General features: G+C 62.0%; 15 protein-coding genes. 6 read left to right on the top strand and 9 right to left on the bottom strand.

Translation table 11 applies throughout. The annotated features are described in order from the left end of the window. Position 1 precedes the first annotated feature (1 nt). Positions 2-730: a flagellar type III secretion system pore protein FliP gene (gene fliP, locus IEV82_RS18910; protein WP_188483644.1), complete on the top strand. Its 729-nt coding sequence runs from the start codon at positions 2-4 to the stop codon at positions 728-730. A 2-nt stretch (positions 731-732) separates the two neighbouring features. On the opposite strand, the gene IEV82_RS18905 is transcribed toward fliP, so the two are convergent. The 6 genes from IEV82_RS18905 to sfsA all read right to left on the bottom strand — a co-directional run bounded on the left by IEV82_RS18905 (position 733) and on the right by sfsA (position 6,004). Continuing rightward, the gene (locus tag IEV82_RS18905; RefSeq protein WP_188483643.1) at positions 733-1,623 is read right to left on the bottom strand and encodes an extensin-like domain-containing protein; all 891 of its coding nucleotides are present in this window, start codon (positions 1,621-1,623) and stop codon (positions 733-735) included. 8 nt (positions 1,624-1,631) lie between these two features. Continuing rightward, positions 1,632-2,543 (bottom strand): prephenate/arogenate dehydrogenase family protein, encoded by a 912-nt coding sequence (locus IEV82_RS18900; protein ID WP_188483642.1) that lies wholly within the window; start codon positions 2,541-2,543, stop codon positions 1,632-1,634. Then, positions 2,540-3,625: a histidinol-phosphate transaminase gene (gene hisC, locus IEV82_RS18895; protein ID WP_188483641.1), complete on the bottom strand. Its 1,086-nt coding sequence runs from the start codon at positions 3,623-3,625 to the stop codon at positions 2,540-2,542. The genes IEV82_RS18900 and hisC overlap by 4 nt, the downstream gene beginning before the upstream one ends. 80 nt (positions 3,626-3,705) lie before the next feature. Next, positions 3,706-4,392 carry a hypothetical protein gene (locus IEV82_RS18890; RefSeq protein ID WP_188483640.1) on the bottom strand — a complete coding sequence of 229 codons (687 nt, stop codon included), beginning with the start codon at positions 4,390-4,392 and terminating at the stop codon, positions 3,706-3,708. Between the two features lie 11 nt (positions 4,393-4,403). Beyond that, positions 4,404-5,195, bottom strand: a complete 792-nt coding sequence (gene map / locus IEV82_RS18885; protein WP_188483639.1) for a type I methionyl aminopeptidase — start codon at positions 5,193-5,195, stop codon at positions 4,404-4,406. 92 nt (positions 5,196-5,287) lie between these two features. Next, a complete protein-coding gene (gene sfsA / locus IEV82_RS18880) occupies positions 5,288-6,004 on the bottom strand; it encodes a DNA/RNA nuclease SfsA (protein WP_188483638.1) in 717 nt (238 codons plus the stop codon). Positions 6,005-6,050: 46 nt separating this feature from the next. Between sfsA and IEV82_RS18875 the strand changes: the two genes are divergently transcribed. Genes IEV82_RS18875 through IEV82_RS18860 form a run of 4 tightly spaced genes read left to right on the top strand, consistent with a single transcriptional unit; the run spans position 6,051 to position 8,992 of the window. Continuing rightward, complete coding sequence (locus IEV82_RS18875; protein WP_188483637.1) at positions 6,051-6,773, top strand: competence/damage-inducible protein A; 723 nt, start codon at positions 6,051-6,053, stop codon at positions 6,771-6,773. Beyond that, positions 6,770-7,507, top strand: a complete 738-nt coding sequence (locus IEV82_RS18870) for a GNAT family N-acetyltransferase (RefSeq protein WP_188483636.1) — start codon at positions 6,770-6,772, stop codon at positions 7,505-7,507. The genes IEV82_RS18875 and IEV82_RS18870 overlap by 4 nt, the downstream gene beginning before the upstream one ends. After that, positions 7,504-8,076: a peroxidase-related enzyme gene (locus IEV82_RS18865; protein WP_188483635.1), complete on the top strand. Its 573-nt coding sequence runs from the start codon at positions 7,504-7,506 to the stop codon at positions 8,074-8,076. The genes IEV82_RS18870 and IEV82_RS18865 overlap by 4 nt, the downstream gene beginning before the upstream one ends. Further along, positions 8,048-8,992 carry an OmpA family protein gene (locus IEV82_RS18860; RefSeq protein ID WP_188483634.1) on the top strand — a complete coding sequence of 315 codons (945 nt, stop codon included), beginning with the start codon at positions 8,048-8,050 and terminating at the stop codon, positions 8,990-8,992. Before IEV82_RS18865 ends, IEV82_RS18860 begins: the two co-directional genes overlap by 29 nt. A gap of 55 nt (positions 8,993-9,047) precedes the next feature. Here IEV82_RS18860 and IEV82_RS18855 read toward each other — a convergent pair whose 3' ends face one another. Next, positions 9,048-9,701: a peroxiredoxin gene (locus IEV82_RS18855; RefSeq protein ID WP_188483633.1), complete on the bottom strand. Its 654-nt coding sequence runs from the start codon at positions 9,699-9,701 to the stop codon at positions 9,048-9,050. Positions 9,702-9,830: 129 nt separating this feature from the next. Between IEV82_RS18855 and IEV82_RS18850 the strand changes: the two genes are divergently transcribed. Then, the gene (locus tag IEV82_RS18850) at positions 9,831-11,270 is read left to right on the top strand and encodes an aldehyde dehydrogenase family protein (RefSeq protein WP_188483632.1); all 1,440 of its coding nucleotides are present in this window, start codon (positions 9,831-9,833) and stop codon (positions 11,268-11,270) included. A 109-nt stretch (positions 11,271-11,379) separates the two neighbouring features. Here IEV82_RS18850 and IEV82_RS18845 read toward each other — a convergent pair whose 3' ends face one another. Continuing rightward, positions 11,380-12,024 (bottom strand): RluA family pseudouridine synthase, encoded by a 645-nt coding sequence (locus IEV82_RS18845; RefSeq protein WP_188483631.1) that lies wholly within the window; start codon positions 12,022-12,024, stop codon positions 11,380-11,382. A gap of 43 nt (positions 12,025-12,067) precedes the next feature. Next, positions 12,068-14,512: a GcvT family protein gene (locus tag IEV82_RS18840; RefSeq protein WP_188483630.1), complete on the bottom strand. Its 2,445-nt coding sequence runs from the start codon at positions 14,510-14,512 to the stop codon at positions 12,068-12,070. Positions 14,513-14,603: the final 91 nt, after the last annotated feature.

Below are 14,603 nucleotides of genomic sequence, written 5' to 3'. Positions count from 1 at the left end.
GATGAGACGTGTTGTCCTCATCGCGGTATTGATCCTTTTTGCTGCGGTGACCGGCGCATCGGCCCAGAACCTGTCGCTGGATTTTGGTGATGGCGGTTCGATCACTGCCACGACCTTGCAATTGATCGCACTGATCACCGTTTTGAGCATTGCGCCTGGGATCGTGGTCACGGTGACCTGTTTTCCCTTCATAGTGACAGTGCTGTCGATCTTGCGACTAGGCATCGGATTGCAGCAATCACCACCGAACATGCTGATCATCAGCATCGCCCTCTTCCTGACATTCTTCGTGATGGAACCGGTTCTGATTGATTCTTGGGAGCAGGGAATACGACCGCTTCTGGACGAAGAAATCGGTGTTGAAGAAGGGTTCCGACTTGGGTTCGAGCCATTTCGCATCTTCATGGCAGCTCAGATCGATCCCAAGACTTTTGAGACGATGGCCAGGATTAGGTCTGATCTTTATCTTGCGGAACCCAGTCCCGAGACGCCGCTGTCGGTGCTGATCTCGACCTTCCTGCTGTCCGAACTGTCGCGGGCATTTCAGGTTGGATTCCTGATTTTCCTGCCGTTTCTCATCATAGACCTGGTGGTCGCCGCCGTGCTTATGTCGATGGGCATGATGATGGTGCCCCCTGCGATCGTGTCGCTTCCGTTCAAACTGGCCTTCTTTGTCGTTGCGAATGGCTGGGCGCTGGTCGCTGAAAGCCTTGTCAGGTCGTACCAATAGCCTTAGCGGCAGAACGCACCGCCGCGATGGCGGGCACTATCGAAATGGAAGTGATCCTTGTGGAAACGATCCGAGTCCGGGCCTAGCACAGTGCCGAAAATTCCGCAGGCGCGCTGCTGCATGATGCGAAGCATTGAGCCGGTATCGCGCCGGTTCCAATCCTGCAAGAGAGTAATCTCGGACCCGTCGCGCAGACGAAACCCGGAGATGTCGATGGCTCGGCCCTTGCCATGTTCGCTGATCTTTGCGCCGGGCTGATTGTTCCGCGTACGGCAGGCGTAATGCGCTGCGACCCTGATCTGCGCCACGCCGCCGCCGGTAGTTCCGATGGCGGGCTTCATTCCCTTGTCGACCCAAGTTTTGAGCGCCTTGGCGGTAGGACAATCAATCATCGCCTCCTGGCTTAGAGGAATACCTGACACGGACCGCACACGCACTGCGTCCTGAACTCCGCAGGCCGACAGACGGCCCGGAACAAAGCCAACCGTTTCGCCTTGAATGTCGGGATCGCCGCAGATGGCCCCCCTCGCGCGGGCGTTGCGCTGTGCCATGACCCTTTGAACCATCCTGTCAGGTCGCAGGGTCGGGCGGATCGACAGCCCGGTCGCTTGCGGGGAGACGGCGGCAAAGGTGCGCGCACCAAGGTCATCCTGGCTTGCGAGCGCGCGCTGAAACCCCGGATCGGCTTCCTGCTCGAACTGTCGCGTCAATTGGCGGACAAGCGTTGCTTCGTGCAGGTCTGGGCGCATCACTGGTCGGATGTCACCAGGAGAGGCTACCGCCGCCGCGGTCGGGATTGCGCGGGCCACCGGGCGCAAAGACGTGTCGGGCGCGGCCATCGCCACTTTTGCCATGATGATCCACACACACACCAGAACGCTCGTTACACGCATCAATCGCCCTATCCAGATCGTCCAAAGTTCGGAGCCGCGGTATCCTGCCCCGCTTCGATGATGCCCCGCCGGATTGCGCGGGTTCGGGTAAAGTACTCGTGCAGGAGCGCACCGTCACCCTGCCGGATCGCGCGCTGCAGGGCAAACAGTTCTTCTGTGAACCGGCCGAGAATTTCCAGCGTGGCGTCCTTGTTCGTCAGGAACACGTCGCGCCACATGGTCGGGTCGGATGCGGCGATGCGGGTGAAGTCGCGGAAGCCGGCGGCAGAATACTTGATCACCTCGCTGTCGGTGACACGCCGCAGATCATCGGCAACGCCGACCATCGTGTAGGCGATCAGGTGGGGGCAATGCGACGTGACCGCAAGTACCAGGTCGTGATGATCGGCATCCATGACATCGACGTTCGACCCGAGCCCGCGCCAGAACCGAGACAACGTCTCGACCGCCTCGGGTTCGCTGCCCTCTGGAGGGACTATCAGGCACCAGCGGTTGTCGAACAGCGTCGCAAAACCCGATTCGGGACCGGAATGCTCGGTGCCCGCCAAAGGATGCGCAGGCACGAAATGGACGCCTTCGGGGATGACGGGTGCCACATCCGCAATCACTTGCGCCTTGACCGACCCGACATCGGTGACGGTCGCGCCTGGTTTGAGGTAGGGCGCGATATCGGCGGCAAGCTGACCCATCACACCCACGGGTACGGCCAGAACGACAAGATCGGAATCCTGCACCGCGTCGGAAAGCGTGTCGCAGACCGTGTCGCACAAACCGATGCGGCGTGCGGTGTCGCGGGTTTCGACACTGCGCGCATAGCCTGTGACATGCCCAGCCAGACCGCTGCGTTTCATCGACCAGAACATCGAAGACGCGATCAGCCCCAGTCCGATCAGAGCAACCCGGTCATAGATCGGGGTCATCGCGCGCCCGCCTTGAACTGTCCAACGGCATGGGCTACCCGGCGGCAGCTTGCTTCGTCACCGACGGTGATGCGCAAGGCGAAGGGCAGGTTGTACGATCCGACCTGCCGAACGATCAGGCCCTGCTTTTGAAGGTAAAGATTGCAGGCTTCCGCTTCGGCCGTATCTGCAAACCTTGCAAGGACAAAATTCGCCATAGATGTGTCCGAAGGGACGCCATGTTCGGCCAGAGCTTCGGCCAGCCATGTGCGCAGACGGGTGTTTTCAAGGCGGCATTTTTCGACATAGGCGGTATCGCGCACGGCCACTTCGGCAGCGGCCAAAGCAGTTCCCGACAGGTTGAACGGTCCGCGAATGCGGTTGAGCACGTCGATGATTTCTTGCGGTCCATAACCCCAGCCGATGCGCAGCCCACCGAGGCCGTAAATCTTGGAGAAGGTGCGGGTCATCACGACATTGGTGCGCGCCCGGACAAGACCGGCGCCGCCATCATAGCCATCGACGAATTCGGCATAGGCTCCGTCGAGCACCAGCAGGGTCTGCGGTGGCAGGTTTTCGGCAAGGCGTTCCACCTCGGCCAGTCCGATCATCGTGCCGGTCGGGTTGTTGGGGTTGGCGATGAACACCAGCTTGGTCTTGTCGGTGCAGGCTGCAAGGATCGCGTCCACATCGGTGACGCGGTCCTGTTCGGGCACTTCCACCGGGGTCGCGCCAGCAGCCAGCGCTCCGATCTTGTAAAGCGCGAATCCGTGTTCGGTGTGGATCACCTCGTCGCCCGGCCCGGCATAGGCCTGGCAGAGAAAGGTGAGGATCTCGTCCGAGCCGACACCGCAGATGATCTGATCCGCGTTCAAGCCGTAAACCTCGGCAATGGCACCGCGCAGCGCGGCGTGGTCAGTCGACGGATAGCGATGCAGTTCGTGCACCGAACGCCGCACAGCTTCCTGCGCGGCGGGGCTTGGCCCGAACGGGTTTTCGTTCGAGCTGAGTTTCACCACGTTGGATACGCCGTCGACATGCGATTTCCCGCCGACATACAGCGCAATATCCATGATTCCGGGTTGTGGGGTGATCTTCGTCATCTGAGCCTCCGCTATGGCACAGGGTTTAGCTGTGCGAGCGAGCAAGGGAAAGCGACAAACCATCCCAGTCGTCCAGAGCTTCAGGGGTGTGTCCGTGTGACGATACAAGCGAGAAGAGAGTCGTAGAGGCTGGGTGGACCTTCGTAATCAGGCCCGCGGGGCAGGTCGATCACATGCACGTCCGCTGCCCCGATCAACTCTGGCGAAACATCCGCTGCCATGGTGAGAAATGAAAAACCGGTGTCGGCCCCGAACAGCTTGCTCCCCAGTGCCGTGATCGTCCCATGCCGGTCGAGCGTCAGTTGGAAGCTCGCCCACGGCGTGACGTTGTGCACGGTATCCGGCAGGTTGGGTTGGATGTTCGACCAGACGAGATGGGTGCGACCCGGATAGTCGGGTGCGAGAAAAGGCGCGGCCTGATGGGTCAGCTTGTTGATCAGGCTTATTTTCTGTGCCGGATCGTCAAAGCTTCGGGCAATGTCCTGTTCGTGGTAAAAGCACACGCCGGGAAGCTGATTGTGAAACAGAAGCACATCCCATTCGACACGAAACCCGGACACATCCTGAAGCGCGCTCAAAAGCGTGCCATTCACCGCGTGACGCAGGATGGCTTCCGTGCCCGCCAGTGACACGATGTTCCAATCGAACAGCGTTCTGACGAAGTGATGTTCAGTGCCGGGGTTGCGTGACTGGAAATGATCGAATTGAAAGCGGTTTATGCAGCTGCAGCCGATGGTCAGAACACGGGTCGGATGCGCGGTCAGCAAGGTCGCTGTTCTCAGTCCGTGTATGTCGGATGAAACAGCCCCGCCGGGGAGAGCGTGAACACCTCGCACCCGTCCGAGGTGACCCCGATGGAGTGTTCGAACTGCGCGGACAGCGATTTGTCCCGCGTGACCGCGGTCCAGTCATCGGCCAGCACCTTGGTTTCCGGGCGGCCAAGGTTCACCATTGGCTCGATGGTAAAGAACATGCCTTCTTCAAGGCGCGGGCCGGTGCCGGGGCGTCCGTAATGCAGCACGTTGGGCGGAGCGTGGAACACGCGCCCCAACCCGTGGCCACAGAAATCGCGCACCACGGACATGCGGTTCGCCTCGACAAACGTCTGGATCGCATGGCCGATATCGCCGAAGGTGTTGCCGGGTCTCGCCGCTTCGATACCCTTGAACAGCGCGTCATGCGTGACCTGGATCAGCCGCTCTGCCTTGCGGCTCAGCTTGCCTGCGACGTACATACGGCTTGTGTCACCGAACCAGCCATCGACGATCACGGTCACGTCGATATTGAGGATGTCACCCTCCTTGAGCATCTTTTCACCGGGAATGCCATGACACACGACATGGTTCACGCTGATGCAGCTGGCGTGCTGATAGCCCTTGTACCCGATGGTCGCCGATGTGGCCCCAGCCGCTTCGACCCGGGCCTGAATGAAATCGTCCAGCGCGGCGGTGGTCTGTCCGACAAACACATGTTCGGCCACCTCGTCGAGGATACGCGCGGCCAGCTCTCCGGCATGACGCATGCCAGCGAAATCCGCCGCATCATGGATACGGATGCCTTCGCGCGTCATGCGACCATCATGGTTATTGTTCACAAGGGCACTCCAGTAGGTCTCAAATGGGGTTTTAGCTCCCTGCGCAGGATTTTGCCAGTGGCGCGACGTCAGGTCCGGATCGGGGCTTCCATTCGGACCGGTTTGCCCAATTCCACCGCCTCGGGCGTGATCTTGCAATCGAGCGCGAGAGTTTCAACGCCGGCATCAGTGGCGGTGGCCCAGGCCCGCGCGTAGATCGGGTCGATGTCATGAGCGAGGGTCATGCGGTCGCAATCGGTCCGCTGCACAAGATAGAGCATCACGGCCCGGTGACCCAGTGCAACCATCTGGGCGAGGTCGTTCAGGTGTTTCGTCCCGCGCGCTGTCACGCTGTCGGGAAATTCCGCGAGCCCGGTTTGGCGGGACAGGGTGACGGATTTCACCTCGACATAGGTGTCGGGATGCCCGTCGCGGGACAGCAGGAAATCGATCCGGCTCTTCTGACCATAGGGCACTTCGGCGCGCAGGGTGTCGAACCCTGTCAGCCCGGGAACGGCGCGGGCCTCGAGCGCCGTGCGCAACATGCGATTCGGAACGGCCGTATCGACGCCTGTGAAGTGCCCGTTTTCGTGCTCGACCAGACGCCAGCCGAATTTCAGCTTTTTCTTCGGATCTTCGTTCGGTTCCAGCCAGACGCGCATCCCCGGCTCCGCCAGTCCCATCATTGATCCGGGATTGGCGCAATGCGCGGTGATCTCCTGCCCGTCGGCCAAGGTGACATCCGCCAGAAAGCGTTTGTACCGTCGGATCAGCGTGCCGGGAACAAGAGGGGTTTGAAAGCGCATAAGCCCCGCTTATACCTGAGAAAACGAAGGATCAAGGAGGCAGCACATGCCCAATCCAACCGCTTCCATGCTGGTGATCGGCGACGAGATCCTGTCGGGCCGGACGCGTGACGCCAACATGCACCATCTTGCGCAGGAACTGACCAAGGTCGGCATCAATCTGTGCGAAGTCCGGATCGTCAGCGACGACCGCGATGCCATCGTGTCGGCTCTGAACGCCCTGCGCGCGGCGCATGACACCGTGATCACCTCGGGTGGCATCGGTCCGACCCATGACGACATCACCGCCGATTGCGTGGCGGCGGCCTTTGACGTGCCGATCGACGTGCGCGAAGACGCGCGCGCGCTGCTGCAGGCGCATTACGACAGCCGCGGGATGGAGTTCAACGACGCCCGCCAGCGGATGGCCCGTATTCCCGAAGGTGCCAGGTTGATCGAAAATCCGGTGTCGATCGCGCCGGGGTTCAGCATCGGCAACGTGCATGTCATGGCCGGGGTACCGTCGGTGTTTCAGGCGATGGTCGCCAGCGTGATCCCGACCCTGACCGGAGGCGCGCCGATCCTGTCGCAAACCTTGCGGGTGGATCGCGGTGAAGGTGACATTGCCGGGCCGCTTGGCCAGATCGCCGCAGATTTCCCGGACCTCTCCATCGGGTCCTATCCGTTCCAGCACAATGGCGCCTACGGATCGAACATCGTGGTGCGCGGCAGCGACGGTGCCCGGGTGGATCACGCGATGGCCCGGCTGGTCGACCTGTTTCCTGCATGACCCCCACCGTCCAGACGCTCTACGCCGTGACAGAGGCCACCTGGCCACCAGCCGACCGCACGCCTGCGGGTCCGTGGATGTTGCGGAACGGGGCAGGGGGCGGCAAGCGGGTGAGCGCGGCAACCGCCGAAGCCGACTGGACCGACGACGATCTGGCAGCCGCCGAAACCGCAATGCGCATGCTGGGACAAGACGCGCTGTTCATGATCCGTGAGGGCGAAGAGGCGCTGGATACAGCGCTGGCCGCACGGGGATACCAGGTGATCGACCCGGTCAACCTCTGGCTCTGTCCGGTCGATCATCTGACCGATGTCCAAGTCCCCCGCGTCACGGCCTTTGCGATCTGGGAACCGCTGGCCATCATGCGCGACATCTGGGCGGCAGGTGGCATCGGCGCTGACCGCATCGCGGTGATGGACCGCGCCGAGGTGCCGAAAACGGGTATCCTCGGGCGGATCACCGACAAACCCGCAGGCACCGCCTATTGTGCGATCCATGACGGCATCGCGATGGTGCATGCGCTGGAAATCCCGCCTGCGCATCGCCGCAAGGGCATGGGTGTCTGGCTCATGCGGCAAGCCGCCCATTGGGCCAAGGCAAACGGTGCCGACTGGATGAGCGTCCTGTGCACGCAGCGGAATGTCGGGGCAAACGGCCTCTACGCTTCCCTCGGGATGCAGATTGTGGGACGATACCACTACCGCATCCTGCCCAAGACAAGCGAACCCGAATGACCAAAGACACTCTTCCCACGGCGCTCAACCTGCCGATGGTCGACCCGCTTCCCCCGGAAACGCAGAAATATTTCGACGTGTGCCAGGACAAGCTGGGCATGATCCCGAACGTGCTCAGGGCCTATGCCTTCGACATCGACAAGCTCAATACGTTTACCGCGCTCTATAACGACCTGATGCTGGCGAACAGCGGGCTGACCAAGCTGGAACGCGAGATGATCGCGGTTGTCGTCAGTTCGATCAACAAGTGCTTCTACTGCCTGACCGCGCATGGTGCAGCGGTGCGCGCCTTGTCGGGGGATCCCCAGCTGGGTGAAATGCTGGTGATGAACTGGCGTGTTGCGGATCTGCCACACCGCCACCGCGCGATGCTGGCCTTTGCAGAAAAGATCACCAAATCCAGCGCCGAAATCGCCGAATTCGACCGCGAAGCGCTGCGCGATGCCGGGTTCAGTGACCGTGACATCTGGGACATCGCGAATGTGGCGGCGTTTTTCAACATGACCAACCGTGTGGCCAGTGCCACGGATATGCGGCCCAATGACGAGTATCACGCGCAGGCGCGCTGAACTTCGCGGGCTCTGGCTGTTCGGGTGTGTCTTTGCTGCACCCGTGATGGCGCTGGATATGGCCCTTCCCACCGGCGCGCGCGAAACCGTGTCGCGCACCTCGCCTGCTGGCAGCTACGACCTGCCCATCGGCAGCTGGACCGAAGCGGCGGGCATTCCTGTGGCCAACCTCGAAGGCGAGGTGCGACGCAAGGCGTGGCGCATTTCTGGTGCCGGGCTTACCACCGGACAGGTGCTTCGCCCGCTGCGCGAACAGCTCGTGTCGGACGGATTTGACATCATCTTCGACTGCAGCGCCCAGAGCTGTGGTGGGTTCGACTTCCGCTTTGGGACCGAGGTGCTGCGCGCGCCCAACATGTATGTCGACTTGTCGGATTACCGGTTCCTCTCGGCGAAATCGGCCGATGCCAGCCAAGCGCTCAGCCTGTTGGTGAGTCGCGATGGCGATGCGCTCTTTGTGCAACTGATCGAGGTCGGACCACCCGGACGGACGGGCGTTTCGGTTTCGCAAGCGGCGTCAGCGCCGATCCCCGAAGATGCAGGTGACGTCGTGGCGCAACTGGAACGCACCGGCCATGTCGTGCTCGCCGATCTGGATTTCGCCAGCGGCGCGGTATCGCTGGGCGATGGCCCGGTGCAGTCGCTGGATGCGGTGGTGGCCTACCTGACCGCCAACCCGACCCGGCAGATCACCTTTGTCGGTCATACCGACGCGACCGGATCGCTCGAGGCCAATGTCGCGCTGTCCCGCCGCCGCGCGCAGGCCGCGCAGGCCTATGTGGTCGCGCGCGGTGTGCCCGCGTCGCAGGTGGCCGCCGACGGGGTCGGCTTCCTGTCCCCCCGCGCCACGAACCTCACCGCACCGGGGCGCGAGGCCAATCGCCGGGTCGAAGCGGTGCTGATCTCGGTGCAATGAAAAAGGCCGGAGGAGTGATCCCCCGGCCCATGTTCAAACACCCGTTCCGCTGGATTTACAGGGGCAGCTTGGCCGTACGCAGATAAGGCAGGATCGTATTGATCTGGCCGTACTTGGCAATCGCATCCGCGTCGTTCACCGCCACGGGTATGATGACGTCCTCACCCACGGTCCAGTTCGCGGGCATCGCGACGTTCTCCCGCGCCGAGGTCTGCAGCGCATCCAGCGCGCGCAGGACTTCGGCAAAATTGCGCCCCACGGTCATTGGATAGGTCATCGACAGCTTCAGCTTCTTGTCCGGCCCGATGATGAACACCACGCGCACCGTCGCGCTGTCGGCAGGTGTGCGGCCATCGGGCAGCGCATATTCAGCAGGCAGCATGTCGAACGCCTTGGCAACGGTCAGGTCTTCATCCGCGATGATCGGGAACCCGGCCTTGCAGCCAGCGGTCGCCTCGATATCGGCCTTCCACCGCTTGTGGTCTTCGACACCGTCAACCGAAATGCCCATCACCTTGGTGCCGCGTCTGTCCCATTCATCGGCCAGCTGCGCCACGGCGCCGAACTCGGTCGTGCAGACGGGGGTAAAATCCTTTGGGTGAGAGAACAGGATGGCCCAGCTTTCGCCGATCCAGTCATGCAGGCTGAGTGTGCCCTGATCGGTGTCCACGGTCAGGTCGGGGATTACATCATTGATACGCAGGCCCATATTTGCCTCCTTCTCGGGGTTGATCTTGCCTTGCTACATAGGGGGCATGGGCAGCCGTTACACCCCCTTGCGAGCTGATGGCCGGGGTGACACAGTGTCCGCTGCAATGCTCTGAAGGGAGACAATCACATGATCGAGAAACGCCAGTTCTACATCAACGGGGCATGGGTCGATGCGGTCGATGGCCGGGATTACCACGTCATTGATCCGTCGACCGAAGACCCCTGCGCCGTGATCTCGCTGGGCGGTCAGGCCGATACCGATGCCGCCGTTGCCGCCGCCAAATCCGCCTTCCCGGCTTGGATGGCGACCCCGCCCGCCGAGCGGATCGCGCTGGTCGAGAAACTGCTCGAGATCTACAAATCCCGCGGCGAGGAAATGGCTCAGGCCATAAGCGTCGAGATGGGCGCGCCCATCGACATGTCCCGTTCCAGCCAGGTCGGTGCAGGCACGTGGCACCTGCAGAATTTCATCGATGCCGCCAAGGGCTTCGAATTCGACCGCCCGCTGAACGATCACAGCCCAAAGGACCGCATCCTCTACGAAGCAGTGGGTGTCTGCGCGCTGATCACCCCGTGGAACTGGCCAATGAACCAGGTCACGCTCAAGGTGGGGGCTGCGGCGATCGCGGGCTGCACCATGGTGCTGAAGCCGTCGGAGGAAAGCCCGCTCGACGCGATGCTCTTTGCCGAGATGATGCACGAGGCCGGGTTTCCTCCGGGTGTATTCAACCTTGTGAATGGCGATGGCGCAGGTGTCGGATCGCAACTCTCCGCACATGAAGATATCGACATGGTCAGCTTCACCGGCTCCAGCCGCGCGGGCAAGCTGATCTCCAAATCCGCCGCCGACACGCTCAAGCGCGTGCATCTGGAACTGGGCGGCAAGGGCGCCAACCTGATTTTCGCCGATGCCGATGAAAAGGCGGTCAAGCGCAGTGTGATGCACATGATGCAGAACACCGGCCAGTCCTGCAACGCTCCCTCGCGCATGATGGTCGAAGCGCCGATCTACGACCGCGTGGTCGAAGAGGCGGGCGAGATCGCGTCCAAGGTCAGTGTCGGCCCCGCATCCGCCGAAGGCCGCCATATCGGCCCGGTGGTCAACGCCACGCAATGGCAGAAAATCCAGGACCTGATCCAGCAAGGTATCGACGAAGGCGCGCGGCTTGTCACCGGCGGTCTTGGTCGCCCCGAAGGTCTCAACAAGGGCTTCTACGTCCGGCCCACCGTTTTTGCGGATGTGACCAATGACATGACCATCGCCCGCGAGGAAATCTTTGGCCCGGTCCTGTCGATCATGAAGTTCGACACCGAGGAAGACGCGGTGCGCATCGCCAATGACACGGTCTACGGCCTGACCAACTACGTCCAGAGCGAAGACGGCGCGCGCCGCAACCGTCTGGCGCGCCAATTGCGCTCGGGCATGGTGGAAATGAACGGGGTGGGACGTTCCGCCGGGTCGCCCTTCGGCGGCATGAAGCAATCCGGCAACGGGCGCGAAGGCGGCGTCTGGGGCATCGAGGACTTCCTCGAAGTCAAGGCCGTGTCCGGCTGGGCCGCCGAATAGGACCACCGAGGGCAGGGGGCACAGGTCCCCTGCTTCTTCTTGTTTCAAATACTCAAAAAATCCGCAGCCGCAGGCTGCGCCGGTCGGACGCGCCAGCGTCCGATGCCATTCAGAATGGCGCCTTGACCCGAAATTTCATGCCAGCCCCGCCATCGGGATGGCGCAGGCGCAATTCCTCTGCATGCAGCATCATCCTCGGATACTGTTCCGCCGTCTCGGACGCATAAAGCGGATCGCCCAGGATCGGATGTCCCAGCGACAGCATATGCACGCGCAACTGGTGGCTGCGTCCGGTCAGCGGATAAAGCTGCACCCGGCTTTCCACATCCGAGGCTTTCATCACCCGCCAATCCGTCACCGCCGGTTTGCCGTTCTCGGGATCCACCATCTGCAAGGGCCGGTTCGGCCAGTCCACGATCAGCGGGAGATCGACCGTGCCGGTCTTCGGCTCCATCCGTCCGGCCACGCGGGCCAGATACGTTTTCTTTGTCTGCCGTTTCTCGAATTGCAGCCCGAGATGGCGCTGGGCATGCGGCGTCAGTGCAAAGACCATCACACCCGATGTGTCACGGTCCAGCCTGTGCACGAGCAGAACCTGCGGATAGGCAATCTCGAGCCGGGCGATCAGGCAATCTGCCAATTCCGGAGTCTTGCCCGGAACCGACAACAGGCCCGCAGGCTTGTTCACGATCAGGATCTGGTGATCCTCGTGCAGCACGTCCAGCGGCGTATCGGGTGGGGTATATTCGGTCATACCCCCGCTCTACGCAGCTTGACGCGCAGGGACAAGGACCCGGTTACGCCTTCACCCGCTCGGACGCCGGATCATACATGGGCTTCAGCGACGCCTCCGCCCGCACCCGCGTGCCCGCCACGTCGATCTCGTAGCTCGATGCCAGAACCTGCTCCGCGCTTTCCCCGGCGCAGGGCACGTATCCCATGCCGATCGCACCGCCCAAATAATGGCCATAGGCACCCGAACTCAGATAGCCCACGATCTGCCCATCCCGCAGGATCGGCTCGTGATGATACAGAAGCGGCTCGGGATCGGTCAGGCGGAACTGCATCAGACGCGTTTGCAAACCCGTCTCGCGCTTTTGCAAAACCGCATCGCGCCCGATGAACTCCGGCTTCGCGGTTTTCACGGCAAAGCCAAGCCCGGCTTCCAGAACGTGATCCTCGCAGGTGATGTCATGGCCGAAATGCCGGAACGCCTTTTCGATCCGGCAGGTGTCCATGGCGTGCATCCCGCAAAGCGTCAGGCCGTGCTCCTGCCCCGCCTCCCAAAGCGTCTCAAAGGCATGCCCCGCCTGATCGGCAGAAATGTAGATCTCCCATCCGAGTTCCCCGACATAGGACACCCGGTGCACCCGCGCGGTGCCAAGACCGATCTCGATGTCCTGCGCCGTGCCAAAGGGGTTGGCGTCGTTCGAGAAATCATCCGGCGATACCGCCTGCATGATCTTGCGTGCATTCGGCCCCATCACCGCCAACACGCCTTCGCCCGCCGTCACATCGGTGATCACCACGCGCCTGTCGTCCACATGGCGCTGCAACCACGTCTGATCGGCAGCCCGTGTCGCGGCGGGGGTGACCACGAGAAAACAGGTCTCCGACAGGCGCGTGACGGTCACATCCGCCTCGATCCCGCCACGTGTGTTCAGGAACTGCGCATAGACGATCTTGCCCACCGGGACCGACATGTCGGCACCGCAGACATGGTTCAGGAATGCCTCGGCCTCTGGCCCTTCGACCCGCAGCTTGCCGAAGGACGACATGTCGTACATGCCGACATTCTCGCGGATCGCTCTGTGTTCACGCGCGATGTTGTCAAAGAAATTCTGCCGCTTCCAGCTATAGGCATATTCCGGCGTCTGGCCTTCGGAGGCGTACCAGTTGGCGCGTTCCCAACCTGCGATTTCGCCCATCACCGCACCGCGTTCCAGAAGCTGCTGATGGAACGGCGTGCGCCGCACACCCCGCGCTGTGGCCTTCTGGCGATAGGGGTAATGGTCGGCGTAAAGCAGGCCCAAAGTCTCGGTCACACGCTCTTTCAGATAGCGGCGGTTGCGCTGGAACGGTTGTGCGCGGGCGATGTCCACGTCGCCCAGATCGAACGGCTTCGCGCCGTCCTCCATCCATTGCGCCAGCGCCATGCCCGCGCCGCCTGCCGACTGGATGCCGATGGAGTTGAACCCGGCAGCGACCCAGACATTGTCCATCTCGCGCGCCTGCCCGAGATAATAGGCATTGTCCGGGGTAAAGCTTTCCGGCCCGTTGAAGAACGTGTGAATCCCCGCCTCCGCCAGCATCGGCATGCGGTTCACAGCCGCCTCCAGGATCGGCTCGAAATGGTCGAAATCCTCGGGCAGCTGGTCGAATTCGAAACTTTCCGGGATGCCGCCCAGGGCCCAGGGTTTCGAGACAGGCTCGAACGCGCCCAGCATCATTTTCCCTGCGTCTTCCTTGTAATAGGCGCATTCATCCGGCACCCGCAGCACTGGCAAGGCCTCCAATCCGGGGATCGGTTCGGACACGATGTAGAAATGCTCGCAGGCTTGCAGAGGCACATTGACCCCCAGCATCTGCCCCACCTCGCGGCCCCACATGCCTGCGCAGTTCACGACATGATCGCAGGTGATCGTGCCGCTGCTGCCGTCTTCCGACGCCCAATCCACAGAGGTGATCCGCCGACCGTCGCGCGTGACCTTGGTGGCTTTTGTGCGTTCCACAATCTGCGCCCCGCGTTGACGCGCACCCTTGGCCATCGCCAGCGCGATATTGGCCGGATCGCCTTGCCCGTCGCTGGGCAGGTAGACGCCGCCCACAACATCGCTGGTGTTCAGATGCGGGTACTTGGCCTTGATCTCGGCGGTGTCGACTTCCTCGACCGGGACACCAAAAGCCCGCGCCATCGCAGCAGAGCGACGCAACTCTTCGTGCCGTTCTTGGGTGAGAGCGACCGAGATCGATCCGACCTGACGGAACCCGGTGGCAACGCCGGTTTCCGCTTCGATCGTGGAATAAAGATCAGCGGTGTATTTCGCGAGCTTGGTCATGTTCGACGAAGCCCGTAACTGCCCGATCAGACCTGCGGCATGCCATGTCGTGCCCGAGGTCAACTGCTTGCGCTCCAGCAGCACCACATCCGTCCAGCCCAGCTTGGTCAGATGATAGGCGACAGAACAGCCGACGACACCACCACCGATGATGACGGCGCGGGCATGGTTGGGCAGGGTCATGGATGATCTCCTAAAAGATGGGCCAAGATGTGCGATGCCGCACCGTCTGGCAAAGCGGGCGTTTGCGAATTACGAAAGAGAAGAGGCAGGC

The organism is Marivita lacus, from assembly GCF_014637725.1.
Taxonomy (GTDB): Bacteria; Pseudomonadota; Alphaproteobacteria; order Rhodobacterales; family Rhodobacteraceae; genus Marivita; species Marivita lacus.
Note: the sequence above shows the minus strand (reverse complement) of the source record. Positions and strands in the feature narration are given on the sequence as shown.